Below are 25,850 nucleotides of genomic sequence, written 5' to 3'. Positions count from 1 at the left end.
CAAAGCATGAAACATTTGTTTGCATTTTTTAGAGAACCGCGTTCTTCTAAAATATTGGAATGTAGAAATAGAAAACACGAGATACGTGAAATTGAAGGAGGAGCATGAATGGTCGAACAGATCGATATGTTTGCAGAGTCATCAAAGAACGGCGGTACTAACCGTTCAGGATACGATGCTGACGACATTCAAGTGCTCGAAGGCCTTGTTGCGGTACGCAAACGGCCAGGCATGTACATAGGGAGCACAAGCTCGTCGGGTCTGCATCATCTGGTATGGGAAATTGTGGACAACGCCGTAGACGAGCATTTGGCCAAGTACTGCTCGAGAATTGAAATTACTTTGCATAAAGACGGATCCGCGACGGTATACGATAACGGGCGCGGCATTCCGACCGGGATGCACAAGACAGGCATTCCCACGCCGCAGGTGGTCTTCACGATTTTGCATGCCGGCGGCAAATTCGGCGGTTCCGGATACAAGAAGTCCGGCGGCCTTCACGGCGTTGGCGCATCCGTAACCAATGCGCTGTCCGAGTGGCTGGAAGTGGAGATATACCGCGAAGGTAAAATTCACCGCCAACGCTTCGAGTACTGGCAGGACAAAAAAGGAAAAGAGCATGTCGGAGAACCGGTAACCGGTCTTGAGGTGCTGGGCAATACGAACAAAACAGGGACGAAAATCACGTTTAAACCGGACGCGCGCGTGTTTACCGCGGGAACGCATCTGAACTACGACACGCTTGCAGAGCGCTTACAGGAGATCGCCTTCCTGAATTCAGGACTCCGGATCGTCTTGAAAGACGAGCGGAGCGGGAATGGGGAAGAATTTTTTTATGAAGGCGGCGCAAGCCAGTTCGTGCAGTTCTTGAATGAAGGCAAGGACGTGCTGCACGATGTGATCCATTTTTATGCCGAGAAGGATGACATCGAAGTCGAAATCGCCCTTCAATATAATGCAGGATACACCGAAACGCTGGCCTCGTTCGTTAACTCGATCCCGACGCGCGGAGGCGGTACGCATGAGACGGGCTTCAAGACGGCGTATACCCGCGTCATGAACGATTATGCACGAAAGAACAATCTTCTGAAGGAAAAGGACAAGAATCTGGAGGGGAATGACCTCCGGGAAGGCATGATGACCGTAATCAGCGTCAAGATGGCTGAGGTCGAATTCGTGGGTCAGACGAAGGACCAGCTGGGAAGCGCCTCTGCGCGGAGCGCGGTGGACAGCATCGTTACCGAGAAGATGCAAATTTTCCTAGAGGAAAATCCGCAGGTCGCCCAAACGCTGCTGAAGAAGGCCATTCAGGCCTCCAAAGCGCGCGAAGCGGCCCGGAAGGCAAGGGATGAGATGCGCAGCGGCAAGAAGCGCAGCGAGAGTTCCAATCTTGGGGGCAAGCTGACACCGGCCCAGTCCAAGGATTTTTCGCGAACCGAATTGTTCATTGTCGAAGGGGACTCCGCTGGCGGCTCGGCGAAACAGGGGCGGGATTCGAAGATCCAGGCGATCCTGCCGCTTAAAGGGAAGCCGATGAACCCGGAAAAATCCAAGCTGGCCGACATCCTGAAGAATGACGAATACCGTGCGATCGTATCCGCGATCGGCGCGGGGATCGGCACGGAGTTTACCGCCGGGGACAGCAATTATTCGAAAATCATCATCATGACCGATGCGGATACGGATGGAGCCCACATTCAGGTGCTGCTGCTCACGTTCTTCTACAGATACATGAAGCCGTTGATTGATGAAGGCCGCGTCTATCTCGCGCAGCCTCCGCTGTATAAAATCGCCAGCAAATCCGGCAAGCTGGAAACCGTGCGGTATGCCTGGACGGATGAGCAGCTGGCTAATTATTTGAAGGAATTCAAAAATTTTGAACTGCAGCGCTACAAGGGACTGGGCGAGATGAACCCGGAGCAGTTATGGGAAACGACGATGAACCCGGAAACACGCACCTTGCTGCAGGTTCAAATCGAAGATGCCGCCAAAGCGGAGCGGCGCGTGTCTACGCTGATGGGAGATAAGGTAGATCCCCGCAAGCGGTGGATCGTTGAAAATGTCAACTTCGCGGAGTTTGAGGAATAGAAGGTGAATGAATGAGTTTATCGGAGCAATTTTTGCCGGCATTTCTGGAAGAGGTTGTAGGTGACCGATTTGGCCGGTATTCCAAGTATATAATTCAGGACCGGGCGATCCCGGACGTTCGTGACGGCCTGAAGCCCGTTCAGCGTCGGATTCTGTACGCCATGTACGATTCGGGTAACACACCGGATAAACCATACCGCAAATCGGCGAAAACCGTCGGGGATGTCATGGGTAACTACCATCCGCACGGGGACTCATCGATTTATGAAGGCATGGTTCGGATGGCCCAGCCATGGAAAATGGGACATGTGCTTGTGGACGGTCACGGAAACTGGGGTTCCCAGGACGATGATCCGGCAGCAGCAATGCGTTATACCGAGGCCAGGCTGTCGCCGATTGCCATGGAGCTGCTGCGCGATATCGAGAAGCGTACCGTGCTCTTCAAGGACAATTTTGATAACACGGCGAAGGAGCCGGTTGTGCTGCCTTCGCGGTACCCGAATCTGCTTGTGAACGGAGCTAGCGGCATTTCCGCGGGCTTCGCCACTGAAATCCCGCCTCACAATCTGCGTGAAGTGATCGATGCGTGCATCGCCGTCATGCAAAAGCCGGAGATCGAGCTGGACGAGATCATGACGTTCATAAAAGGCCCGGACTTCCCGACCGGCGGTATCATCATGGGCGGCGAAGGCATTTTGGATGCCTATCGGACAGGCAAAGGCCGGGTCTATCTGCGATCCAAGACGGACATCGAATCGCTCCGTGGTGGTAAACAGCAGATCGTCATCACGGAAATTCCTTATCAGGTTGTTAAGTCCAGACTGGTTACGGCGATGGAAAACATTCGTCTCGAGAAAAAAGTCGAAGGCATCGCCGAGGTACGGGACGAGAGCGGACGGGAAGGGCTTCGCATCGTCGTGGAGCTGAAGAAGGATGCCGACGCGAACGGGATTCTGGCTTATTTGTTCAAGAAAACCGACCTGCAGATTACGTACAATTTCAATATGGTTGCCATCGTGAACAAAACCCCTCAGCAGCTGGGGCTTAAAGCGATGCTGTCGGCCTATATCGACCATCAGCGTGAAGTCGTCACCCACCGGACGCAGTTCGAGCTGGAGAAAGCCGAGGATCGGGCACATGTCTTGGAGGGCCTCGTCAAGGCGCTCAACATACTGGACGAAGTGATTGCGGCTATTAAGGCTTCCAAGAATCGCCAGGATGCCCAGAACAATCTGCAATGGATGTTCGGTTTCACGGAGAGACAAGCCGACTCGATTCTGACGCTGCAATTATACCGTCTTACCAACCTTGAAATTCATTCCCTGCAAAAAGAGCTGGACGAGCTGACAAAGAAAATCGAGGGCTTGCGTGCGATTCTCGACAGCGATAAGAAGTTGATTGGCGTCATTCGCAAAGAGCTGATCGAAATTCGGGAGAAGTACGGCATCGACCGGCGTTCGGTTATCCAGGAAGAAGTGGAAGAGATCAAGGTGAATCTTGAAGTGCTTGTCAACGCCGAGGATGTGCTCGTAACCTTGTCGAATGAAGGCTATATCAAGCGTACCAGCATGTTATCCTTCACCCGCAGCGGCGGTGAGCTGGAAAGCTCAGGCGTCAAGGAAGGGGATTACATCACGCGGTTGTTTGAAGTCAATACCCTGGAGAATCTGCTGATCTTCACGAGCCGCGGGCAATATTTCTTATTGCCGGTGCATCAGGTTCCGGAGTACAAGTGGAAAGATGCCGGTACGGCCATCGTTAACGTGATCCAGGTACCGAAAGAGGACCATATCGTATCGGTCATCCCGGTTTCGAACTTTGACGAAGCGGGCAAATCGCTTGTCTTCGTGAGCCGCAAAGGGCAAGTGAAGCGGACAGATCTCAAGGAGTACGTAACCAAACGGTCTGGCGCGGTTGCGGCTGCGAAGGTAGCTGCGGAAGACAGCATCATCCAGGTCGTTATGAGTGACAGCAATAAAGATATCGTGTTGATCTCGAAAGAAGGGATGAGCATCCGCTTCAATGAACAGGAAGTCAATGCCATGGGACGCGTTTCCGGCGGGGTTCGGGGAATCCAGCTTCGAGACGGGGACGAGGTCGTTGCGGCATTATGGGTGGAGAACGATGAAGGCGAGATTTTGACCATCACGGATCTTGGATACGGCAAGCGAAGCTTGCTGTTGGATTATCCGGCCCAAAGCCGCGGCGGAAAAGGCATGGCCACGTTTGAGTTCAAGGAAGGCAAGCGGGTGAAGCCTAACGGCAGCGCCATCGTCGGCGCGTTCTATTGTCGCGAGCCGCTGCAGATTAACGCTTATAGCGAAGACGGGCAAGCTTTCCCGATTCACACGGAGAAGGTTCCGATTATGGAGCGTAAATCGATTGGTAAACTACTGGCCGATGTCGGCAAGAACGGACAGATTGTCGATTTGGTCAGTCTCCCGCATGCAGAGTTAGGCAAAGAAGGTTAGGCAAGAGCGAGCCTTTCCTTTAATTCGGATATGGTTTGAATAGAGATGAATGGACGAAAGCACCTTCGATGAACGGTTGTCGGGGTGCTTTTGTTGTATTTAGCGTTGGATGACGCATATTTAAATTTATACTATTTGACATATGTCTGGCGCTGTCGAAGTAAGCTGAATGTTGAGAAACGCCGTCACACAAGGCATGACGGGTTTTGTCGCTTGATTGGAAATTATATTTTTTAACGAAAAAAGAAGGATATTGGCTGGCGTCCAGCGAAAAGTTAATCCTATAAACTATTATGAAAATCATGACGCTGGCTCAAACGGAAGTTCATTCATCGGAGTACAGTTCCGCAAACTCAGATGGTATTTCGATGTTTGATCATGACAGACATAACGGAAGGGACGGGATAAACATGCATACTGCCGAATTCGCCAAGGTGTGGTCCAAGCTGGCCAAGGATTATAAACTCCATATGGAAGCCGGATTGGCCCCGACATTGACGGAGTCGCAACTCATGGTGCTGGAAGTGCTCGCTGAGCAGAAGCGGATGAAACCTTCCGATTTCATTCCTTACCTGGCTACAAGTCCGGCTGCCGTAACGATGCTATTGGACCGGATGGAGAAGAACGAATTGATCAAACGGGAACGGGACGCAAATGACAGACGGATCGTCTGGGTGACGATATCCTATAAAGGACGCGAGGAATATACGCGCGGATTACAGGTTAGGGAGGAGTACCTTTCCCGGATCTTGAACCGCATATCCTCGCATAATCAACAGCTGCTTGTCTATCTATTGGGAAAGATCAGCACGGCTCCGCAGGAGGTTCTGGTCGAGGCGTAGGCATTTTTGACCCAGCACCCTACATGGAATGCACAGAAGCCCCCATGTCTGGCTGCCTGCGGCAGCTCCGACTTTGGGGGCGGTTTCATTGTTTTGCTAATATTGCTTTCTAGTCACGTGGTCACTAACGAACCTTGGCATAATTTAATGAAGTTAAGACTTAAGCAGCCATAAAGCCGGCACGTTAGCGGGTTCCCATCCAGGCAGGGACGTATGGGCTTGGCGGCACTCATAGGTTTTGCCTCCATACGTGACCAAAGCTCCCTGCTGGTATGAAGTATTCGGAGCCCAGGCCGGAGTTTCCGGTACAGAGCCGTCCGCCGTGGTGACTTGCAGCTCATTGCTGGCTGGGGATACGTTGCCTGCCGCATCGCGTGCTTTTACGGTAAAGCTATAGGTCGTGTTTGGCGATAATCCGCCGACTGTATAGGATAGCGTGCTGCCGGACACCGTCGTAACCAGCGTGGTGCCCCGATATACCTCGTAGCCGCTTACTCCGACGTTATCCGTGGAATCGTTCCAGGCTAATGATACGCTTGTGGACGTCGATCCCGCAGATCGTAAATTGGCAGGAGCCGTCGGAGCTTGGGTGTCCGGAACGGGATTTGATGTGCTGGCGGTTAGCGGGCTGCTCGCCTGTGATACGTTGCCTGCTCCGTCACGGGCTTTTACCTTAAAGGTATAGGAGGTGCCTGATTGCAGGCCGGTAACGGTGTGGCTCAGGGTGGATCCGGATACCGTTGCCACTAGATTGGAGCCTCGATAGAGTTCATAGCCTGTGACTCCTACGTTATCCGTAGAGGCGTTCCAGGCGAGCGAAATGCTGCTGCTTGTAATCCCTGTTGTTCTCAGATTCGCCGGCACGGTCGGTGCCTGCGTGTCCTGATTGCCGCTGCCGTTATTCAGGTTCACGTCGATCACGTTATAGAAGGCATTTCCCGTATCGGCGATTTCCCATACGGCGAGGATGAGATAGTAGCCGGTGCGGTCGGTAGGTACGTTACAAGTATGGGTTACGGTGTTCGGCGGTTGTTTGCCGCCGTCATTGAAGGAGCAGAACAATTCGAGATCTGCGCGTGCGAGGGGTTTGCTGGAATCCCAGCCTTTTTTCGTAATATAATATTTCCAATCGGATGTAGCATGGGCTGCGGTCAGCACCCACTTAAACGTGTTCGGCCCGCCGTTCATGTTAACCTTGCTCCAGCGGGTTGGCGTCTGTTCATACAGTTCGGTAAAGATTCCGGCACCGGTGATTTGGCCGTCCGCCGGTCCGCCGATCGGAAAGTTCCCTTTCCCTTCCAGGGAATGCGGTTCATAGATGATTCTGCCGCAGTTGACGTTCTCGCCGAGCTTGCACTTATAACCACGACTGGCCGGTGATTCGATATAACCATGAGCGGAAACGCTGCTTGCCGTAATGATCATAATGGTGAAAAACAACAGTGTGCTTCCTAAAAAAATCCACAGCGGTTTCAAATGCAAGCGGTGATTTGTTTGACACTGAACCTGATCCATAACAAATACCTCCTTGAATATTGAATTTGAAATTCAGCGGACTCCTGCTGCTGATCAAACCTCCTTATGCTGCAGGTTTACTTGCTCTGCACAAAACATGAAGGACCGAACCGGCTAGCGACTCCATTCATGAATTATCCTTGATCATCCTCCTCCTCGGCAACCGTGATCTATATAAACCCCAAGATGAGGTTCATACCATGATTGTACAAATCAACTAAAAAATGTTAATCTATTCTGGTTACTATTCTTTGCCATTCTTTGTTAAAAGTAAAGGGATAATATATTATGATAGAGGGATAAAATATTACATTACATGTAATTAATTACATATACAAAGCATTAGGCGTAGACATACAAAAAAAACGAAATCCAATGATGGATTTCGTTTTTTTAACATACATTGATAGGTTCGTCATGTCGATCCCAGCTGGTCCATATTGAAGATACTCCAGGGATAAACGGAAGGCGGCAAGGAACGAATGGAGATGTCCTCTTTGGTAACAGGGTGAGGGAACCCGACCAACACGGACCATAAGGCAATCTGTTGGCCGGCCTTGTTCACCTTGCTTCCATACTTCTGATCGCCGAACAGCGGATGACCCGCATGGCTGAGCTGAACACGTATTTGGTGCGGTCTGCCCGTGTGCAGCTCGATCAGGACAAGACTTACTCCTTCCGCTGCTTGTAGCACCGTATAATCCAGAATGGCTTCCTTGGCTCCGTCCGTCCCTTTGGAGGTAACATGGACGGTGTTGGTTTTCGCATCCTTGTACAGCATGTTCACGAGCCGGCCTGAAGTTTTCGCTGGAACACCGTGAACGACCGCTACATACTGCTTACGGAAGCTGCGGCTCCGGACGGCCTCCGATAATCGGGAGGCGGCTTTGGACGTCTTAGCGAATACCATCGCTCCGCCCACGGGACGGTCAAGGCGGTGCACCAATCCCAAAAAAACGTTCCCCGGCTTGTTATAACGCTCCTTGATGTCCTGTTTCAGTATGGTCAGCATGTCGGGATCACCGGTAGCGTCCTCCTGCGAGGGGATGTTGACCGGCTTGGTTACGCCCAACACATGATTATCCTCGAAAAGAATCGGCACGGCCGGATACGTTGCTGGTCCCCGTCTGCTCATCGAATCAGGACTCCCATCTGCCCAGGATGCCGCATGGCAGGTTCATGCCGGAGCGGGTAATCGGCAATCCGATTTCGCCTGCGCTGATCAATCCGCCGTACTTCGGCTTCATGGTCATGGTGAGCATGTTGTTCAGAACGGTCGGGGAGATGCCGGTCGTGTAGGAGTTAATCAGCATGAACAGCGGGTTATCCGATACGATGCTCATGCAGCTTTCGAGGAATGGATACAGGCTCTGTTCCAGCTTCCACGTTTCTCCGCTTGGTCCGCGCCCATAAGAGGGAGGATCCATAATGATCGCATCGTATTTGTTTCCTCGACGCTGTTCCCGCTGCACGAATTTAAACACGTCATCCGTAATATAACGTATAGGGCGGTCAGCCAGGCCGGACAATGCCGCGTTTTCCTTGGCCCATTGAACCATCCCCTTCGCAGCATCCACGTGGACGACCTGAGCACCGGCAGAGGCCGCAGCGACGGTAGCTCCGCCCGTATAGGCGAACAGGTTCAGCACGCTGATCGGACGACCGGCGGAAGCGATTTTGTCCATCATCCAGCGCCAGTTCGCAGCCTGCTCCGGGAACAAGCCGGTATGTTTAAAATTGGTCGGTCGGATATGAAATTTCAATTGGTCGTACGAGATGGTCCATCGATCCGGCAGCTGCTTTTTCATGTCCCATTGCCCGCCGCCGGACGAGCTGCGGTGATAATGTCCGTGTACATTGCGCCATTGTCCGTCTTCACGTTCAATCGGCCAAATGATCTGCGGATCCGGACGCCTTAGAATGACATCGCCCCAGCGCTCCAGCTTCTCACCGCCACCGGTGTCGATGACCTCGTAATCTTGCCAACCTTGAGCTACATACATGTTGAAAACCATCCTTCAAATAGTCATTTAGACTTTATTGTACAACATATTGAAAGCTGAATGCCACCAAGGATTGCTTGCCTCAACCCTACCACTCGGATGACACGGTCTATGAAGTTCGGCTTACCCCAAATTTTCGAATGCGGAATGAAAACGGAATTCGCCATGAAGGTCATGAAGTGCGCCTTGCTGAAGCTCGGCGACCATGAACGCCTCATCGGAAACGGCGAATTGGGATACATCGATTCCATGGTTTCGGGCCTGGACAAAACCGTAACGCGGATAATACGAAGGATGGCCGAACAGAAACACAAGCGGATAGCCATGCGAGAGACACCGCCGTTTCCCCTCTTCAATCAGTTGCCCGCCGATCCCCTGCCGTTGATACTTCGGAAGCACAGCCAGCGGCCCTAGCGCAGCTACCCGATGGGTATGATCGCCGTCAAGAAGGCTCCCCCGGCTAAACATAATATGCCCCTTGATGATCCCGTCCTCTTCGGCAACCATGGACAATTCCCTTTCAAAAGCTCCGTCTTCCCGCAATCGTTGTACCAGGATCGCTTCTTCCTGACCGGAAAAAGCCTGGATGAGCAGCTCGTTGACCTGCTCATAATCATTCTTGGTTTCGGTACGTATGTTCATCGTTATCTCTCCTTCAATATATGGTTCATGTTTCTTTATTTCGTTATTCGTGTTCGTGCATTCGCCCGACTTATCGATCCAGGCATCGTTACTCCGGCTTCGTTTCAATTTGCAATCCTTCAACATGCTTGCGCTTCATCAAATTGCGCTTCTTCCGGTTCTCTTTGCTTTCAAAGACGATATCCAGATCATAATCCTCCGGGTAGAGATCCTTTGCCGCAATATAGGGCTTCAACCGTTTATGGTTGATTTTCAAACGCTCCTGTTGAATCATGACACCGATATGACCTCTAGCGTCCATGGTTTCATAAACGGTGCCGCTTCGTTTCAAATATGGCACATAGACCCGATCTCCTAGCTGATAAAGGGAAGAGGCGGGGGCTTCGTCTTCTTTATTCTTGTCGTCTACGGGTTGATCCGGACCCTCGATAGGGAAGGAATCGTATTCACCCGGGGTTGGTTCTCCGGCCCGTTCTTCGGTGTCCGAGCTATCCTCGTGACTGTAGGCCGCAATACCTCTTGTCGTCCCCGCCTCCGTGATTTCCCGCGATCTGGCTATGATCGCTTCCGGAATCCCCAGCTTAGCAGCGATGACAAAAGCATAACTGTGACCGGCTTCACCAATCCGCAGGCGGTAAAGCGGCTCGAGGGTGTCGGCATCAAATTCCATGCGGGCATTCTCAAAGCCTGCCGTGCGATCGGCAAAATTTTTAATTTCGGTAAAATGGGTAGTGACCACGACCGTTGCTTGACGTTGAAACAGCTCTTCCAGAATGGCGATGGACAACCCGACGCCTTCACCCGGGTCCGTTCCGGAAGCCATTTCATCGAGCAATACCAGCGTGGACCTGCCGGCCGTCTGCAAAATGTCGCGGATGTTGCGGATATGGGCCGAGAATGTGCTCAGGGCATGCTCCAAACTCTGCCCGTCCCCGATGTCGACGGACACCTCGTCAAAGACGGCGCAATGGCTGCCCTCCGCTACGGGAACCAGCAAACCGGACTGAACCATAATGGTGATCAGCCCAACCGTCTTCAGCGCTGAAGTTTTGCCGCCGGTATTTGGACCCGTTATGATTAAGGTTTTATATCGTTTCCCGATGGTGAAGTCCAGCGGTACCATGGAGGAGCCGATTAAAGGGTGAACCGCGGATTTGAGATGGATGAATCCCTCCTGGTTCAGATCCACATTGCGCCCTCCGATGGAAATCGCGTATTTGCCCCTGGCTATGATGTAGTCGTAGATTCCGACGGTATCGGCGTTGGTTCTCAGTTCGTATTGATACTGCTCGACGAGTGCCGTCAAATCGCTCAGCACTTTGGTTTCTTCCCGGACCTCATCGGCTTGCAGGTGGTTCAGTTCCATCTGAAGCCCCTGCATATCGGCTGGTTCGATGAATACCGTCTGCCCGCTGGCCGATTCATCCAGAATCGAGCCACTCACGGCTTTTCGGTGTTCCTTCTTGATGGGCAGCACGTAACGTCCTCCGCGTTTGCTGACGACATGCTCTTGCATGATCCCTTTGTAACGGCTCATCAGGCTGTCGAGCTTACGCTTGATCCGTTCCTCGGTTACGATGATTTTCTTGCGGATTTTCGCCAGGTCTTTGCTGGCGCCATCCACAACGCGGCCGGCATGAATGCTGCGTTCGATTTCGGACAGGAGCGGGCGCAGTTCATGCATGGAAGAGGCGTAGGAACTGATCGTCGGAGCAATGCTGCTCTTGGCGGCCATATATTGAATGAGCTGACGGCAGCTTCTGAGATACTGGACCAAATGGCCGAAATCGCGCTCGGACAGGACATATCCGGTGCCGAGCAAATCCAGGATCAACTCAACGCCCTCCAGTGAGGGAATAGGCACGCTAGCCCCGCTTTGCAGCAGGGTTTTGGCTTCCTCCGTTTCATTGAGCTTATTACGGATGGCCTTCATCTGGGTGAGGGGGGCCATCTTCTGAATGTGCGAAATGCCCAGATAGGATACGGCAAAGCGTTCGAGTTCGGTGCGTATTTTCTCATACTCCAATTTGTTTAATGCCAATGGCTTCATGGGTTACATTCTCCTTTAGACTAAAATGATGGAAGGTAATACAACGCAAAAAAGGCGGAAAGCGAACTACTCAGGTTCGCTTTCCGCCCAAAGACCGTTATTCCGATGGATATGGCGTGGGACATCTCCAAATAACCCCGCTGAGTAAAGAGGGGAGACCCAAAAAATCCGTGCTGAACTCAGCACGGATGACCATATCATATCGAAATAAACCCTAAAGGGGCTTCAATTGATATCCGCAGTTCTTAACTAATTCAACGGACGAAATGAGAATCCATCAAAAAAAAACATATCCCCAAAAAGGAAATGCCCAGAATTTTACATTTCGATCCATATGAAATTGGGTTAGTTAAGAACGACCACCGACATCAAAATCTCTCCTTTAGATAAGAGTATGGATTAACTATATCCATAAACACGGTCGGAAGTCAAGGCTTAAATGAGGAGGCGTTTCCCGTAAAAAACTGTGATAAGATGGAAGGGTGACGCTGCTGCTAATCCTTAAGCCGTGCAGCAGCCAGTGATCGCTTAAGACAGGAGAGGAGCTGTATCCATGGGGAAATTGCTGACACGAAGTGAGGTTCCAATCGAGGCTACCTGGAATCTGGATGATTTGTTTGTCTCGCAAGAAGAATTTGAAGCGGGTCTCAAAGCGCTTGAATCGCAAGCTGCTCAATTGACGCGGTTTAAGGGCAGGCTAGGCGATGGTGCATCTGTACTTCTCGAATGCCTAAATGAACAGGAAGCGTTGATGGAGAGCATCGGCCGAGTCGGGGCATATGCCAGACTGCGTCAGTCGGAAGACGGAACCAACCCGTCCAACCTGGCGAATTCGGCCAAAACGGGCGATGTGTTGTCCCGCATCCAGTCCTCCTTAACTTTTATTGAATCGGAGCTGCTGGACCTCCAGGACGGAACCATCGAGCATTACATAACGAAGGAAGAAGGGCTGGCGCCTTATGCCCGAAGCTTGACGCTGCTGCTGGAGTCCAAGCCTCACCGCTTGAGTCCTGAGACGGAGAGCGTGCTTGCATCGCTGGGCGAGGTGCTCGGTTCTCCTTACCGCATCTATTTGCGCAGCAAGCTGTCGGATATGACCTTTGATGACATTCAAGTGAATGATGAAACCAAGCCGGTCTCGTTCCGTCTGTACGAGAATTCCTACGAAATGTCCGAGGATACGGAGCTTCGGCGCGAAGCCTATGCGTCTTTTACGAAGTCGCTGCAGGGGGCGCGTCACACTTTTGCCGAGGCGTACGCCACGGAAGTGAAGAAGCAGGTGGTGCTGTCCCGGCTTCGCGGGTATGACTCCGTTACGGATATGCTGCTCAAGCCCCAGCAAGTGACAATGGATATGTACACTCATATCCACGATACGATTCTGAAAGAGCTTGCTCCGCATATGCGCAGGCTGATGAAGCTGAAGAAACGCGAGCTTGGTCTGGATCAGATGCTGTTCTGCGATTTGAAAGCGCCGATGGATCCGGATTTCAATCCAAGCGTAACCTATGAAGAAGCTTGTGCCACCATCTCCAGCGCCTTGTCGATTCTTGGTCCCGAATACGGCGAGATCGTTGAATCCGCGTTCTCCAACCGCTGGGTGGACTATGCCGATAATATCGGCAAATCTACAGGAGCGTTCTGTTCATCGGTTTACGGAGTGCATTCCTATATCCTGATGGCATGGGCGGACAATATGCGCAATGCCTTCACGTTAGCACACGAGGTAGGGCATGCGGGCCATTTGATGCTCGCTGCACGCTATCAGCGCATCACCAATGCCCGTCCGTCCATGTATTTTATCGAAGCGCCGTCAACGATGAACGAGCTTCTCTTGGCGGATCACTTGCTGAGTCAATCCGAGGATAAGCGGATGCGGCGCTGGATCATTCTCCAACTGCTGAGCACCTATTACCACAATTACGTGACGCACCTTCTGGAAGCGGAAATGCAGAGAAGGGTATACCGCCATGCGATGGCCGATGAACCGATTACGGCAGACAAGCTGTCCGAGCTTAAGGGCGCAGTGCTTTCCGATTTTTGGGGAGACACCGTGGAACTGGACGAAGGCGCGAAGCTTACCTGGATGCGGCAACCGCATTACTATATGGGACTATACCCTTACACCTATGCGGCAGGCTTGACCGCTTCAACAGCTGCGGCGCAGCTGATCCGCGAGGAGGGCCAACCGGCCGTGGACCGATGGCTTCAAGTGCTCAAGGCCGGCGGCAGCAAGAGCCCGCTGGAATTGATGGCCATGGCGGGCGTCGATATGTCCACGTCGGAGCCAATTTCCAAAGCGGTGGCTTATGTAGGCAAACTGGTAGACGAACTGGAATCCCTCTACCAATAGAACGAAACCGATCACTCGGTGCGAAAACGAGAAAAAAGGTGGTCCACAGCATAAGAAGCCGTGGATCACCTTTTTTTGACGCAGTTAGATTGAGAACGAAAAGTGACCGAATGTTACGGGTTCGTGTGAACATCCTGCAGCGTATGGGTCGGAATCGTAAAATAGAAGGAAGAACCGACATTCTCGCGGCTCTCGACGCCAATGACGCCGCCCATCAGCTCAACCAGCTTTTTACTGATCGCAAGCCCTAATCCGGTACCGCCATATTTACGGTTCAAAGATGGATGCAGCTGCGAGAAGGAAGTGAACAGCTGATGCTGGAGCTCGGGCGCTATGCCGATTCCCGTATCCTTTACTTGAAAAGCAAGCGTGAACTCTTGGGTGCCCGTCCTGCGAAGTCCTTCCACGTTCAACGTTATGCTGCCTTCATGCGTGAACTTGATGGCATTGCTGATGAGATTCACAAGCACCTGCCGCAGCCGCAGGGCATCGCCGATAATCACGTCGGGGACATTGGCGCTGTTGATGTTGAACGATAAGGACAACCCTTTTTCCTTGGCTTTCGCCGAGAATAAATCAACGACGACTTCGAGCAAGGAGCGCAAATCAATCGGTTCATGATTAAGGGTCATATTGCCGGTCTCGATTTTACTGAAATCGAGGATCTCGTTCAGGATGTGCAGCAGCGAGCCGCTGCTCTCCATGAGAATATGGATGTAATTCTGTTGGTCTTCGTCTAGCTCTGTCGTGCTTAACAGCTCGATCATCCCGATAATGCCGTTCATCGGCGTCCGGAGCTCGTGGCTCATCATGGTGAGAAATTCCGTCTTTGCTTGATCCGCCCGTTCGGCGTTCTCCTTGGCGCGGATGATCTCTTTCTCGTCCGTAATATCGCGGAATACCATGACGGCGCCTTTGCGCTCTCCTTGATCCCAAATCGGATTAACCTGATAATCGGCCAAAAAGCTGGTACCGTCTCCTCGCCAGAGTACGATTTCGGCTCTGGACAGCGGTACGCCTTGTTTGACTGCCTGAACGAGAGGAGAATCTTCCCCGCGATAGAAAGTACCGTCATGGCGAATTTCCTTGATGATCTGGTCGCACGGTCTTCCAATGGTCGTTGCAGGCTCGTAATCAAGCATGGCTGCCCCGGCCGGATTGATGAAAGCGACTTGTCCGTGAATGTCCAGACCGATGATGCCCTCCGATACCGTATTCAGCAACAGGGTGAGCTCCCGGCTGAGCTTCTTGATCTCTTCCATCGTCCGAATGCGTTCGGTGATGTCCCGGGTAATGCCATAAACGCCGACGACTTCGTCATCCACGAAAATCGGAATGTTGATGGTATTGATTTCGATGGGACGTCCATCCTTATGAATGATGGTCAGATCATAGCTTTGGGGTATGCCTTCCTTCGCTTGATTAAAATGAAACAGCGTGCGAGCCTTGTCTTTTTCTGCTACAATCGGCCCGAAATACATTCCGATAAGCTCGTCTAGCGTATATCCCGTCAATTCCTGGAGATTCTGGTTGGCCGTTATATAATCACCGTCCAAATTCATGGAGTATACGGCCGATGGATTGTACTCGAACAGGGAACGGTAGCGCTGCTCACTTTCCTTCAGCTTAAATTCCATTAATTTTCGTTCGGAAATGTCGCGGGCAATCGAAATAATTTCATTCTTCTGACCACCCTGCGTGCTGATATATTTGCAATTGACCTCAAACCAGATGTGCCTGCCATCCTTATGTATATAGCGGAAGGTGATCGGTGTGAGCATTTTGCCTTCCAGGCAATTCTCTAAATAGTCCTGTAGCGGCGCAATATCCTCAGCGTATACGTAGTCAAAAGTACTGGTGCCGACCATCTCTTCGGGGCGATACCCGAGCAGGGCGTAGCAGGAAGGGGAGCAGTAAAGAAACGTAAAGCAGTCAATGGTGCTTCGCGATATGAAATCGAGCGAATTTTCGGTGATGAGCTTGTACTTATTCTCATTCTCCAGCGACTGCTGCTCGATCATCACCTGTTCGGTAATATCCTGTGCCATGCCGACCATCTCCATAGGTCTTCCTTCGTTCGTAACGGTGACCTCCCACTGGGCTCTGATGGTTCGTATTTGTCCGTCTTTAAGCCGGATCCGGTATATGATTTCGTCTGCTTTACCCTGTACGGCCGTGCGCACAACCTGTTCCAGCCGTTCGCGATCCTCCGGAATGACCAGGGACATCAGCGTGTCATGATTCGGCTCGATGGCATTGATCTGATACCCGTAAATTCGCCTCATTTCATCGCTGTAGGTAAGCGTATGCGTGATCAAGTCCCAGCGCCAGGAACCGATCTTGGCAATCCGCTGCGCATGGGCCAGCGTATCCTCATCCGTTTTACGTTTGGTTATGTTTCGTCCTATGGCCAGTACCTTGTCAATTTCACCTTGAGCACCCCGAATGAGCTGAAACGACGTTTCAAACCATAAATAATGTCCTTCCTTATGGCGAATGCGTCGAACGAAGCTATCTTTCTCCGAAAATAGTTTGCCTGGTTCCTTCATTTGCTCGGAATCGACTTGATGGTAGTATTTACCGCGGTGTTGGCCCAACATTTCCTCTTGGGTGTATCCCAGTATGTCAGTGGCAGAAGGTGAGATGTATTCGATAATGCCGTCGGCGCTGCTGATGGATATGAGGTCTTGTCCGCTTTTTGAAATCAGTGCCAGCAGCTCGTCATTCTTGATGATCGGCGGCAAAGTCGTCCCCTCCTGCACGGTCCCGGGTTCCAGGCAGCACATGATCCACGGTGTCCTGTCTTGTGAGGGGGGCTCCAGCAGGGAGATACTCACGGCGACATACACTTGGCGCCCGTCCTGGCGAATAAAATAAGATTCTCTTGAGAGAGTGGACGTTGGGCCATATATCAATGATTGCAATATTTGTTGAAAAGATAGGTTGGATAGAACTTGGATTTCGGAAGGTTTGAGCTGAAGCAGGTCAGAACGCTTGGATTCCGTTATTTCGCAGAATCGGTCGTTCACCATCGCAACAGGCTCGTCAACCGCAGAAATCAGGATCGCCCCAAAAGGCAATTTGTCAAACATCTGTTCCCAGACCCAATTCTCCGCTGTTTGCATCATGTTAATAATTGCCTCCCTAAGCTAAGCTATACCATTTGATCATAGAGGATAGGATCGCTCTATCGCAATAGAAAATACCAAAGTTAAATACTGACTGAAAATCCGGGCGCGCGAAAGCCAACCGATAAGGGGAGCATTCTTATGGCTGGCCAAGTTCAAACTAACAGATGCTTCATTTTTGATTACATGTTTGCCAAGGTTGTTTAATAGCATATTTATTTGTGCAGAAGTACGCGATCGTCGAGGTTTTTATCAAAATAATGCCCGGCATAGGAGCAAGCGGGGATGATTTTCAAGTTTTCTTCCCTTGCGTATCCGATCACTTTTCGTACGAGCTCATCGGCAATGCCTTGACCCCGTAGCCCTGGAGAAATATAGGTATGATCGATGCTGATCACTCCGTTTCCTTGTGGGGAGTAGGAAATTTCGGCTACTTTTTTGCCGTTGTCCTCAATGTAAAAGCTGCTTGGCCCCGTTTGTATATTTCGTTTGTCCATGATGTCTAACCTCCTTCATCTGGTTGTACTATACCCGTATCGGCGGTGCATTAAACGGATTGCGGATAGGCGAACACCCTTGAGAGGGCAATTGCATACAATGCGGGTAGAAGAGAATGAAGGAGGAGCAACATGAACCAATATTCAACTCAACCGCAAATGCTGTTTCAATGCGATCACCAGTTGGTACATTCCATGAAGAAACATAGAGAAAGCGCCCATTCGGCCATGAAAAACGTGGTGAATCGCAAGGTAAGGGTGCATACGATGGATGATGAAGCCGTTGAAGGTATCGTCATAAATGTCGATGCAAAGAATGTGTACATTCTTGTAGAACAAGGCAACAGAGGTTTCTACCCGGGATACCCTCCATTTGTGCCGTACGGCCCCAATCCTAATGTCGTATTGCCTTTAGCATTGTTCAATCTATTGGCAGTCAGCTTGTTGTGGTAGCCAACGAAGAACCTGCGGTCCGCAGGTTCTTTTTTTATGAAAAATTTCAAAAAATATTATTTACATACATGCTGTATGTATGTTAAATTGGGATCATTCCATATACAAGGAGATGTTTTCCATATGAAACTTCAAGGATTTTATCCCGTCATCATGACAGAACAGATTGCCGAAAGCGCAGACTTTTACACACGGTTGTTTGGTTTTGAGGTTGTTTTTGAAGCGGATTGGTATGTAAGCTTGAAGAAGGGAATCGAGGGACCCGTCGCTTACGAGCTGGCGATCCTGTCCAAAGATCACCCGACGGTTCCCTCTGCTTATCAGCAGCGTGTACAGGGGCTGATACTCAATTTTGAGGTGGAGGATGTGGATGCCGAGTACGAAAGGCTGGTCATCCATGAAAAGCTGCCGCTTCATCTGGACATTCGTGATGAGGAGTTCGGCCAGCGGCATTTTATTATCAGTGACCCGAATGGGGTGCTGATCGATATGATTAAGATCATTCCACCTTCCCAAGCCTTTATGGAGCAGTATAATGAAGAGGTGTGGTCCACGAAGGATGACGGCACCGGCGAATGAGTACATCCTTTCGCGCAGAAGGATTACTTCGGTAAGAAAGCTTGCGGATTTTCTGTCAGATTGAGGTAAGCCGCATGTACCGGAGCTTCCTCGGGGGCATTTATTAAAAGCCGCAAGCCGCTGACTTTTACATCCGGAATCATCTGATAATACCGTCCATGGATCCGTCAGCATTCGCTAAGCTCCATGGCGAAGGGTGTAAGACCAGTAAATGCTGGGGCTTCCGTCGTCCTTGAGAACAGCATCCGAATGATGCATAGGAGAGAATAACGCAATCATGAGAAGAACCAAAAGCGAAGCGAACGAAACCATACAGCTGCTGCTAAAGGTGGCCAGGGCACATTTTGCGGAAAAAGGCTATGCCCATGCGGCTTTAGAAGAGATTGCCGACGAAGCTCATGTTACCCGCGGCGCGCTGTATCATCATTTTAAGAATAAACAAGGGCTGTTTCTCGCCGTACTCGAATTAGTGCAGACGGAAATTGGGCAGCGCGTGGAGGCGGAAGCCGACCGTTACGTGGATCCTTGGGATCAGCTGCTGTTTGGATGTCGGGCCTTTATTGCGACCGTGGTCGAACCGCAGAATAAGCGCATTATGCTTATTGACGGCCCGAGTGTCGCAGGCTGGGAGTCATGGCGCGAGATGGACGAGCAGAATTCGATGAGCCACCTGAGGGAACAGTTGGCCTTGATGCAGCATCAGGGAATGATGAAGGCCGCTCCGGTTGATGCCTTGACGCATGCCCTGTCCGGAGCCTTAAACGAATGCTCGTTGTTGGTGGCACAAATGCCGGAAACGGATAAGGGCATCGAGGAAACCATGCATGTGATTGCCGGCATGCTGCAGGGATTCAGGCTTTAAAGGTTTAAAGCACATGATAAGGTTCACCCCTAATATGGGCCATATATCCAGCAAATCTTACAATTTGCATGAATGTTGTAAGCTGGAGAGGTACATCCAAAAAAATCCATGAAATGGAAAGGGGTTAATATGAATCCATTGAAACCGCTGCAAGCATTTTTGGAAGCACAGCAGGACAAACCGATCGAAGCCATCGGAAGCTATATTTCCGAACATATTGAACAGAACTGGGAAAAGGTGCTTACCGATAACCGGGAAAAACTGCGAAGGGCATACAACGAGGGTGGGGATATGGCGTACGGGACGTATTTAAACCTGTTATTCTTGCCGGTACACAGGCAGCTCAAGGAAATGGGAATACGTCCCGCACCGAAATTCCCGGGCGACTTCGACATTTCAAGGGAATGGGGAAGCGAGGAAGGAACCGACCAGCAGCGCTGGATGTGGAGCACCGTTTTGTCGCCGGAGGAAGAGCCGCTAGGTACCATCGTCACGATCGTATACCACGACCATACCCAGTTTCGGGTCCCAAGGCAGCCGCGTATTCTAGCCTTGCATGAGACAGGCAAGGAAGACGTCGTTGCGGTCCTTTCACTGAAGTCGGCGGACTTTAGCGAGGCGCTCGAATTTACGGCAGAATATGAACAATATCTGCGGGGTTTGCAGGAGTAGGGGGGCCCGGGAACCACGGGTTCATCTACCTGATTTCAGATTGGGCCTCCATGCCTGAGCTGAGTTACTTGAAGACACACGTCATTTAAAAATAGAAGACGCCTTGAGCCGGATGATGTTATCCTGGTTCAAGGCGTATTTCTCGTAAAAGGAATTAAGATCGTTGATCAATCGTCAGGTCTAACCAGTCTAATTCTTCCTTAGTCAGGCGGATGTTCGAACCCTCGTCGCAGGATTTCAATTCCTCGGCCGATTGTGCGCCGATTAGCGCGCAAGTAGGGAAGGGCTGGTTCAGTACGTAAGCGAGCGCGATCTGTATGGCAGTCACATTCTTCGAAGCAGCAAGCTGTTTGGCGCGCTCTAACCGCTCCCAGTTCGCATCGCTGTAAAATACCCGTACAAGATCCGCGTTGTCCCGAATCTCCGGAGTGAATCGCCCAGTGAAGAATCCTCGCGCTTGGGAAGACCAGGAGAGCAGCGGAAACTGTTCAGCTTCATGCCAGGCCATCGTCTCCGCATCGGCTGAGACGCAGCCTTTCCAGAAGGGTTCGTTCGGCTTGGCCAGGCTGAGGTTCGGGCTGCTGAAGGAAAAGCCGACCAAGCCGTTTGCGTCAGCATAGGCATTGGCATCCCGAATGCGTTCCCAGGTCCAATTGGATACCCCGATGGCGCCTACACTGCCGTCCGCAATATATTCGTTCAGAGCCTCGATGACTTCCCCCGCCGGAACCTCAGGGTCGTCACGGTGCAATGCGTACAGATCGATGAAATCCGTCTGTAGTCTTTCGAAGCTTGTCGTGATGTCGTTTTTGATGTCTTTTTTGCTGACGCGAGGGCCGTTTTGGTCATGGTGGGCACCCTTTGTCAGAATGACGAGCTGATCCCGGTTCCCCCTTTCCTGCATGTATCTGCCGATGACTTCTTCGCTCTGACCGCCGCAGTATATATGTGCGGTATCAACGGAATTGCCGCCGATCGCAAGGTAAGCATCCATATTGGCGGCAGCTTTCTCGTACGAATCATGATAGAAATAGTCCGTTCCTTTCATGAGCGCAGAGACGGGTTTGTTTAATCCCTTGATTGATATATATTTCATGTTCATCTCCTCCTTGAGTGAATTTACAGCACGATTCTCGTACGTTCGTGGGCAGATTGCAGGCAGGCATCGATGACTTTCATGTTGCGAACCGCATCCTCCGTCGTGTAGCGGAGAGGCTTGTCGTACATAATGGCTTCCGCTATCCGGTCACCTTGTTCGCTGTATGCGTTTGCATGAGGAACCTCGATTTCTTTGCGTCCATCGCCGGTCGTTAAGAAGAAGTTTGCTCCGTTCTCAGGCAGGCTGTAGGCGTATGGGACTTCAATCAGGCCATCCGTGCCAACAATTTCAAGGGGATTCCGATAAGCCGCCCACATGCCGCAATCAAAGGTCAGGGCAACGTTGCCTTCAAATTCGATCAAGCCGGAGGCCATCATGTCGACATGATCATGCTCAGGCGAGAAGAAGGCTTGAACGGTAACCGCTTCCGGTTCTTTATCCAGCAGGATGCGCGCGGCATTGATCGGATAACAGCCGACATCATAAATCGAACCGCCGCCCCAATCTTTGCGAAACCGGACATTTCCATGATTGGCCGAGCTGTTAAAAGTAAACGCGCTGCGAATGCCCCGAATTTCCCCAATGGCACCGGAGTCGATCATTTCCTTCAGCACGTCGTATCGCGGATGATAACGGTACATAAAGGCTTCGGCTAGAATCACGCCTGCGGCCGCGGCCGCGTCAGCCATTTCGGCCGCTTCTGCTTCCGTCAGCGCCAGCGGTTTTTCGCACAGGATATGTTTGCCGGCTTCCGCTGCACGGATGCTCCATTCTTTATGTAGATGGTTAGGTAGCGGGATATAGACAGCATCTATGGAAGAATCCTCAAGCAAGGACTCATAACTGCCGTATGCAGTCGGAATCTTCAGTTCCTCGGCGGTTTGCTCTGCTTTTGCCTGGTCGCGGCTGGCGATGGCAACGACTTCATTGAAACGGGATTGCTGCAGACCGGGTATGACCGAACGTTTGGCAATGCTGGCGCATCCAAGTATCCCCCAACGAAGTTTTTGAGTCATGTTCATCAGCTCCTATACAACTTATTAAGATTATATTGCGATTATAAAAGACAAGAAATAAAATTGATATAATATTATTTTGTAGTGTTATACAACAATATTGTCATTATAGGAGGATGGAGATGAAACGACAAAGCCATCTGCTGACCCTTCCGCAAATGCCGTTCTTCTGTCTGCCGGAATCGGTAGGGATCTACCGGGATGAGCCGGATCACACGGTGACGCGGGCAGCCGGTTCTTTAAACAATTTCAATATTCACTATGTTGCTTCCGGAAAAGGGCATGTTGAAATCGACAATGTCGTTCATACGCTCGGCCCAGGGGAAGCCGTGCTGTATTTTCCCATGCAAGCTCAGCATTATTACAGCAGCGAGGACGACCCTTGGGATGTCCGCTGGTTCCATTTTTATGGCAGCGGCCTGCAGAATTATTTCATCGAGCGCGGATTTCATAAAAGCCAGCTTTGGAGCATTCGGCAGCCGGCGGCCTTTGAGGAAGCTCATGAAGCACTCTTGAATGAGGCGGAAACCCATCGCATGCTGAAGCCTGCGCAATTGTCCACCTTGACGTATTCCTTGTTAGCCGTATTCGTCGAACAGGCGTCCTCCTTATCGGATAATAAATCCAACAATTCGGCGAACCGAATTCACGAGCTGCTGCCCATCATGCAGCAGGAAGCTGCACAGCCGTTTATTTTGGAAGAGTGGGCGGCTAGGTTAGGCGTATCCACGTACTATTTTTGTAAATTATTCCGCAACGTCATGGAGATGACGCCGATGGATTTTGTGACGCGCTGCCGTCTTCAGATAGCTAAGCAATGGCTGCTCGATCATAAAGATAAAACGATCGGACAAATTGCAGTGGAAGCGGGTTACCCGAGCGTCAGTTACTTTAACAAGCGATTTATGGAGCACGAAGGCATGACGCCATCTTCCTATCGTCGCTTGTATGGGGTATAGTTATATGGATTACGTCGTCAGGTCAGGTAAGAACTCGACTTAGGTCCAGGTCCTAATCACACCTATAGTCGGTTATGGAAACGGCTTGCCTCAACTACAATGAAATTAACGAAGGATTTGACGAAATCCGGATTCTATGAATAGTTCATCAATGTATGTGGGGGAAAGCCAAATGTCCGATAACAAAAATATATATGTTCTACTGACTGATACGGGAACGATGTTTACGAAATTGATCAAACGAATCACTGCTGCGCCTTATAATCATGCCTCGCTGGCGCTCGACGAGAACTTGAATGAAGTGTTCAGCTTCGGACGAAAGTGCGCCAACAATCCTTGGGTCGGAGGATTCGTGGAGGAGGATGTGTATGAAGGAACTTTTCGCCACTTCCCCGGCACGCGATGCGCTCTGCTTCGTCTCGAAGTCACCCCTCAGCAATATGAGGCGGCAAGACGCGTGATCCGGCATTACCAGGATGAAGAGGAAGCCTATGGCTATAATCTCATCGGCATGTTCGGCGTGCTGATGAGACTCGATATTACGAGGGAACGATCCTATTTCTGTTCGCAATTCGTCGCCGAAGCGATGAAGCAAAGCAAAATCCATTTATGGGATCGGCCTTCCTCGGCAGTAACGCCGAATGATTTCTTTCAGCATCCGGCGTTTGAGGTTATCTATGAAGGGATGTTATATGATTATCCGCTGCTCGATCAATCCAGATTGGCCGGATGCCAATACCCTCTCCAAACGGTTGCTCGATGAATTATAAAATGCGAATCTTTATGTTAAACATCGCCCCCTTCTACCCATGGTGGAAGGGGGTTCTTATATCATCGCATTGCCGAAATGTCTCTATATGCTAGGATGGACTCGGTAAAACGTTACCTTAATTGTGCATTAGCGCGCGCGATGACGGACTCGATTTTTTGTTCGTAAGTATGGATGCTTTTCTTTTTGGCCAGGATCTGCCCTGAGAGCGTCAGCAGCCTGGACAGGGCATCGCTGGTTCTGGCGGATTCATTGGCCTTTACGGCGGCTTTGAAATTTTTCCACTCGGTTGTCATTAGTTTATTTGGCGTAGTAATAGCGCTTTTATCGCCTTTGATCTTGCTTTTGTACGGATCGATTTCGGACAGGATGGAACGGACTTTAGCCGCTTTGGAAGTTCTCTCTTTTTTGGCCGCCGTAAGCGCAGCCTGCTTGTTTCGTATATCCTCACGTCCCAAGGCAACCAGGAGCTTCATGCCGCCGGCCTGCGACTGCAGCATTTTGGATAGCGATTTGTCCTTCAGTTTTTTGGCTGCGGCGATTTGTTTATTGAGCGCGGAATAGGTATCAAACAGCGGCTGGTATTTGGATTTGGCTGTTTGGAGCTGATCCTCCAGCCTGCGGATTTTGTCCTTGTCGATTTCGCTGACTCGTTTGCGAGTTTCCGAAGCTTTGGCTTCATTGGCATAACGAAGGGAAGAAATTCGATCGTCCCAATCCATGACCTGTTTCCGTTCCGATTTAAAATCGTCGTACTGCTTCTTCAGTTTCAAACGAACGGTTCCGCCGGCCCGGTCTGCCGTGGCATTCAATTGAGCTTGAACCGAATCGGTGAACTCAATGGCTGCAGCATTCGCGAAAGAAATGGGGGTAAGGGTGAGCAGCAGTACCATCGCAAGGATAGAAAACCATAATCTTCTAAACATCATAATCGCTCCTTCTCTTATTATCATTCCAGCCCAGAAGATCAAGCTGGGGAACCTCCGCCAACGACAAAAAGCACCCGTTAGAAAGGCGTAATAAACGCCAGACTTACGGGTGCTTCCTTCGTAAGGGTTACTGATATGCTTTTTTTTGTAAATATACGGGAAAAAACTGGTTTTGTCAAACGTTTATTCCCCTTTCGTGAGCGAAAACCCACCAAGAAGGCTCTTCCACGCATCCGAATTCCCTTCCCAGGTCGCCCCCTTCGGGATTTGTATGATAAGCACGCGATCCGAGAACGAGGGAAGATTTACGATTTGTTCACGGTTGCCAAGCAGGACAAATAACAGGGTTACGTTCGGGTTGGCGTATGTTTCGCGAATAACCTGGTCTATCGTTTCGGCATCCTTTATATGCGGGATGATGCGTACGAGAAGCGTCTTCCGATCCGAATTCAAGCAGCGGTTAAAACGCTCGATTCTTCGATCCAGCCGTTCGCGGAAAGCAGGGTAGTCATATAGCGGCTGCTCCTTCGGGTCGTTCCGGAAGTCGTGGAAGGATAAACAAGAGGATCGTTTGTCGCGTACATAATAACAGTTGACGGATTTACCGTAGATATCCAGGTTTTCCCGGAGCATGAATTCGCTGAATCGATGATGGATGACTTTGCAAAATTCTCGGGTTGAAGCGAAGTTAAACCAGTCCCATGGACCTGCCATGCGACGCAGGTTGTTTCTTCTAAGCTGAGCGGCAACCTGACAGTTGTGCCCCAGGCTGAAAACGGCATCGAACTCTATTTGGGTTGTCATGCTACCAGACCTCCTCCAATCTATCATTTGATATCATATGCAGCTTGATAGAGTTGGTATGGAGTAGTGACCAAGGGAAGGCTTGGGGACCGCCAAATCAGCATTGATGTAAGCCGAGG

General features: G+C 50.8%; 21 protein-coding genes. 10 read left to right on the top strand and 11 right to left on the bottom strand.

All coding sequences use genetic code 11. The features are described from left to right. Positions 1–108: 108 nt before the first annotated feature. The 3 genes from parE to JNUCC32_RS13910 all read left to right on the top strand — a co-directional run bounded on the left by parE (position 109) and on the right by JNUCC32_RS13910 (position 5,401). Positions 109–2,088 carry a DNA topoisomerase IV subunit B gene (parE, locus tag JNUCC32_RS13920; RefSeq protein WP_096773323.1) on the top strand — a complete coding sequence of 660 codons (1,980 nt, stop codon included), beginning with the start codon at positions 109–111 and terminating at the stop codon, positions 2,086–2,088. A gap of 11 nt (positions 2,089–2,099) precedes the next feature. After that, entirely contained in the window at positions 2,100–4,559 is a 2,460-nt protein-coding gene (gene gyrA / locus JNUCC32_RS13915) for a DNA gyrase subunit A (RefSeq protein ID WP_036665571.1), read from the top strand. 410 nt (positions 4,560–4,969) lie between these two features. Continuing rightward, the gene (locus JNUCC32_RS13910) at positions 4,970–5,401 is read left to right on the top strand and encodes a MarR family transcriptional regulator (protein WP_036671860.1); all 432 of its coding nucleotides are present in this window, start codon (positions 4,970–4,972) and stop codon (positions 5,399–5,401) included. A 153-nt stretch (positions 5,402–5,554) separates the two neighbouring features. Here the strand turns inward: JNUCC32_RS13910 and JNUCC32_RS13905 are convergent, their stop codons facing one another. The 5 genes from JNUCC32_RS13905 to JNUCC32_RS13885 all read right to left on the bottom strand — a co-directional run bounded on the left by JNUCC32_RS13905 (position 5,555) and on the right by JNUCC32_RS13885 (position 11,611). After that, entirely contained in the window at positions 5,555–6,916 is a 1,362-nt protein-coding gene (locus JNUCC32_RS13905) for a lytic polysaccharide monooxygenase (RefSeq protein ID WP_192572440.1), read from the bottom strand. A 415-nt stretch (positions 6,917–7,331) separates the two neighbouring features. Next, positions 7,332–8,051 carry an RluA family pseudouridine synthase gene (locus tag JNUCC32_RS13900; RefSeq protein ID WP_096773326.1) on the bottom strand — a complete coding sequence of 240 codons (720 nt, stop codon included), beginning with the start codon at positions 8,049–8,051 and terminating at the stop codon, positions 7,332–7,334. 4 nt (positions 8,052–8,055) lie between these two features. Then, the gene (locus JNUCC32_RS13895; RefSeq protein ID WP_015734608.1) at positions 8,056–8,919 is read right to left on the bottom strand and encodes a class I SAM-dependent methyltransferase; all 864 of its coding nucleotides are present in this window, start codon (positions 8,917–8,919) and stop codon (positions 8,056–8,058) included. Positions 8,920–9,042: 123 nt separating this feature from the next. Further along, entirely contained in the window at positions 9,043–9,561 is a 519-nt protein-coding gene (locus JNUCC32_RS13890) for a GNAT family N-acetyltransferase (RefSeq protein WP_192572439.1), read from the bottom strand. A gap of 88 nt (positions 9,562–9,649) precedes the next feature. Further along, the gene (locus JNUCC32_RS13885; protein ID WP_192572438.1) at positions 9,650–11,611 is read right to left on the bottom strand and encodes an endonuclease MutS2; all 1,962 of its coding nucleotides are present in this window, start codon (positions 11,609–11,611) and stop codon (positions 9,650–9,652) included. 553 nt (positions 11,612–12,164) lie between these two features. On the opposite strand from JNUCC32_RS13885, the gene pepF reads away from it, so the two are divergent. Beyond that, a complete protein-coding gene (gene pepF, locus JNUCC32_RS13880; RefSeq protein ID WP_192572437.1) occupies positions 12,165–13,964 on the top strand; it encodes an oligoendopeptidase F in 1,800 nt (599 codons plus the stop codon). A 113-nt stretch (positions 13,965–14,077) separates the two neighbouring features. Here the strand turns inward: pepF and JNUCC32_RS13875 are convergent, their stop codons facing one another. After that, the gene (locus tag JNUCC32_RS13875) at positions 14,078–17,092 is read right to left on the bottom strand and encodes a PAS domain S-box protein (protein WP_192572436.1); all 3,015 of its coding nucleotides are present in this window, start codon (positions 17,090–17,092) and stop codon (positions 14,078–14,080) included. Between the two features lie 215 nt (positions 17,093–17,307). Then, on the bottom strand, positions 17,308–17,589 hold the full coding sequence (locus JNUCC32_RS13870; RefSeq protein WP_192572435.1) for a GNAT family N-acetyltransferase: 282 nt from the start codon (positions 17,587–17,589) through the stop codon (positions 17,308–17,310). Between the two features lie 132 nt (positions 17,590–17,721). Here JNUCC32_RS13870 and JNUCC32_RS13865 point away from each other — a divergent pair, with 132 nt between their 5' ends. The 4 genes from JNUCC32_RS13865 (at position 17,722) to JNUCC32_RS13850 (ending at position 20,155) form a co-directional block, all read left to right on the top strand. Next, positions 17,722–18,042, top strand: a complete 321-nt coding sequence (locus JNUCC32_RS13865) for a hypothetical protein (protein ID WP_015734614.1) — start codon at positions 17,722–17,724, stop codon at positions 18,040–18,042. 123 nt (positions 18,043–18,165) lie between these two features. Then, positions 18,166–18,621, top strand: coding sequence for a VOC family protein (locus tag JNUCC32_RS13860; protein ID WP_192572434.1), 456 nt, complete (start codon positions 18,166–18,168; stop codon positions 18,619–18,621). Positions 18,622–18,898: 277 nt separating this feature from the next. Further along, the gene (locus tag JNUCC32_RS13855) at positions 18,899–19,483 is read left to right on the top strand and encodes a TetR/AcrR family transcriptional regulator (protein ID WP_192572433.1); all 585 of its coding nucleotides are present in this window, start codon (positions 18,899–18,901) and stop codon (positions 19,481–19,483) included. 129 nt (positions 19,484–19,612) lie between these two features. After that, positions 19,613–20,155, top strand: a complete 543-nt coding sequence (locus JNUCC32_RS13850) for a DUF6022 family protein (protein ID WP_228468959.1) — start codon at positions 19,613–19,615, stop codon at positions 20,153–20,155. A gap of 154 nt (positions 20,156–20,309) precedes the next feature. Here JNUCC32_RS13850 and JNUCC32_RS13845 read toward each other — a convergent pair whose 3' ends face one another. Both JNUCC32_RS13845 and JNUCC32_RS13840 read right to left on the bottom strand, forming a co-directional pair. After that, on the bottom strand, positions 20,310–21,251 hold the full coding sequence (locus JNUCC32_RS13845) for an aldo/keto reductase (protein WP_015734618.1): 942 nt from the start codon (positions 21,249–21,251) through the stop codon (positions 20,310–20,312). Positions 21,252–21,274: 23 nt separating this feature from the next. After that, positions 21,275–22,270 (bottom strand): Gfo/Idh/MocA family protein, encoded by a 996-nt coding sequence (locus JNUCC32_RS13840; protein WP_192572432.1) that lies wholly within the window; start codon positions 22,268–22,270, stop codon positions 21,275–21,277. A gap of 122 nt (positions 22,271–22,392) precedes the next feature. Between JNUCC32_RS13840 and JNUCC32_RS13835 the strand changes: the two genes are divergently transcribed. Next, the gene (locus JNUCC32_RS13835; protein WP_192572431.1) at positions 22,393–23,229 is read left to right on the top strand and encodes an AraC family transcriptional regulator; all 837 of its coding nucleotides are present in this window, start codon (positions 22,393–22,395) and stop codon (positions 23,227–23,229) included. Positions 23,230–23,401: 172 nt separating this feature from the next. Continuing rightward, positions 23,402–23,992 carry a hypothetical protein gene (locus JNUCC32_RS13830; RefSeq protein ID WP_192572430.1) on the top strand — a complete coding sequence of 197 codons (591 nt, stop codon included), beginning with the start codon at positions 23,402–23,404 and terminating at the stop codon, positions 23,990–23,992. A gap of 119 nt (positions 23,993–24,111) precedes the next feature. Here JNUCC32_RS13830 and JNUCC32_RS13825 read toward each other — a convergent pair whose 3' ends face one another. Both JNUCC32_RS13825 and JNUCC32_RS13820 read right to left on the bottom strand, forming a co-directional pair. After that, positions 24,112–24,927: a hypothetical protein gene (locus JNUCC32_RS13825; RefSeq protein ID WP_192572429.1), complete on the bottom strand. Its 816-nt coding sequence runs from the start codon at positions 24,925–24,927 to the stop codon at positions 24,112–24,114. A 183-nt stretch (positions 24,928–25,110) separates the two neighbouring features. Continuing rightward, on the bottom strand, positions 25,111–25,731 hold the full coding sequence (locus tag JNUCC32_RS13820; protein WP_192572428.1) for a DUF1796 family putative cysteine peptidase: 621 nt from the start codon (positions 25,729–25,731) through the stop codon (positions 25,111–25,113). Positions 25,732–25,850 lie beyond the last annotated feature (119 nt).

The sequence above is a fragment of the Paenibacillus sp. JNUCC32 genome (assembly GCF_014863545.1).
GTDB lineage: Bacteria > Bacillota > Bacilli > Paenibacillales > Paenibacillaceae > Paenibacillus_AQ > Paenibacillus_AQ lautus_A.
Note: the sequence above shows the minus strand (reverse complement) of the source record. Positions and strands in the feature narration are given on the sequence as shown.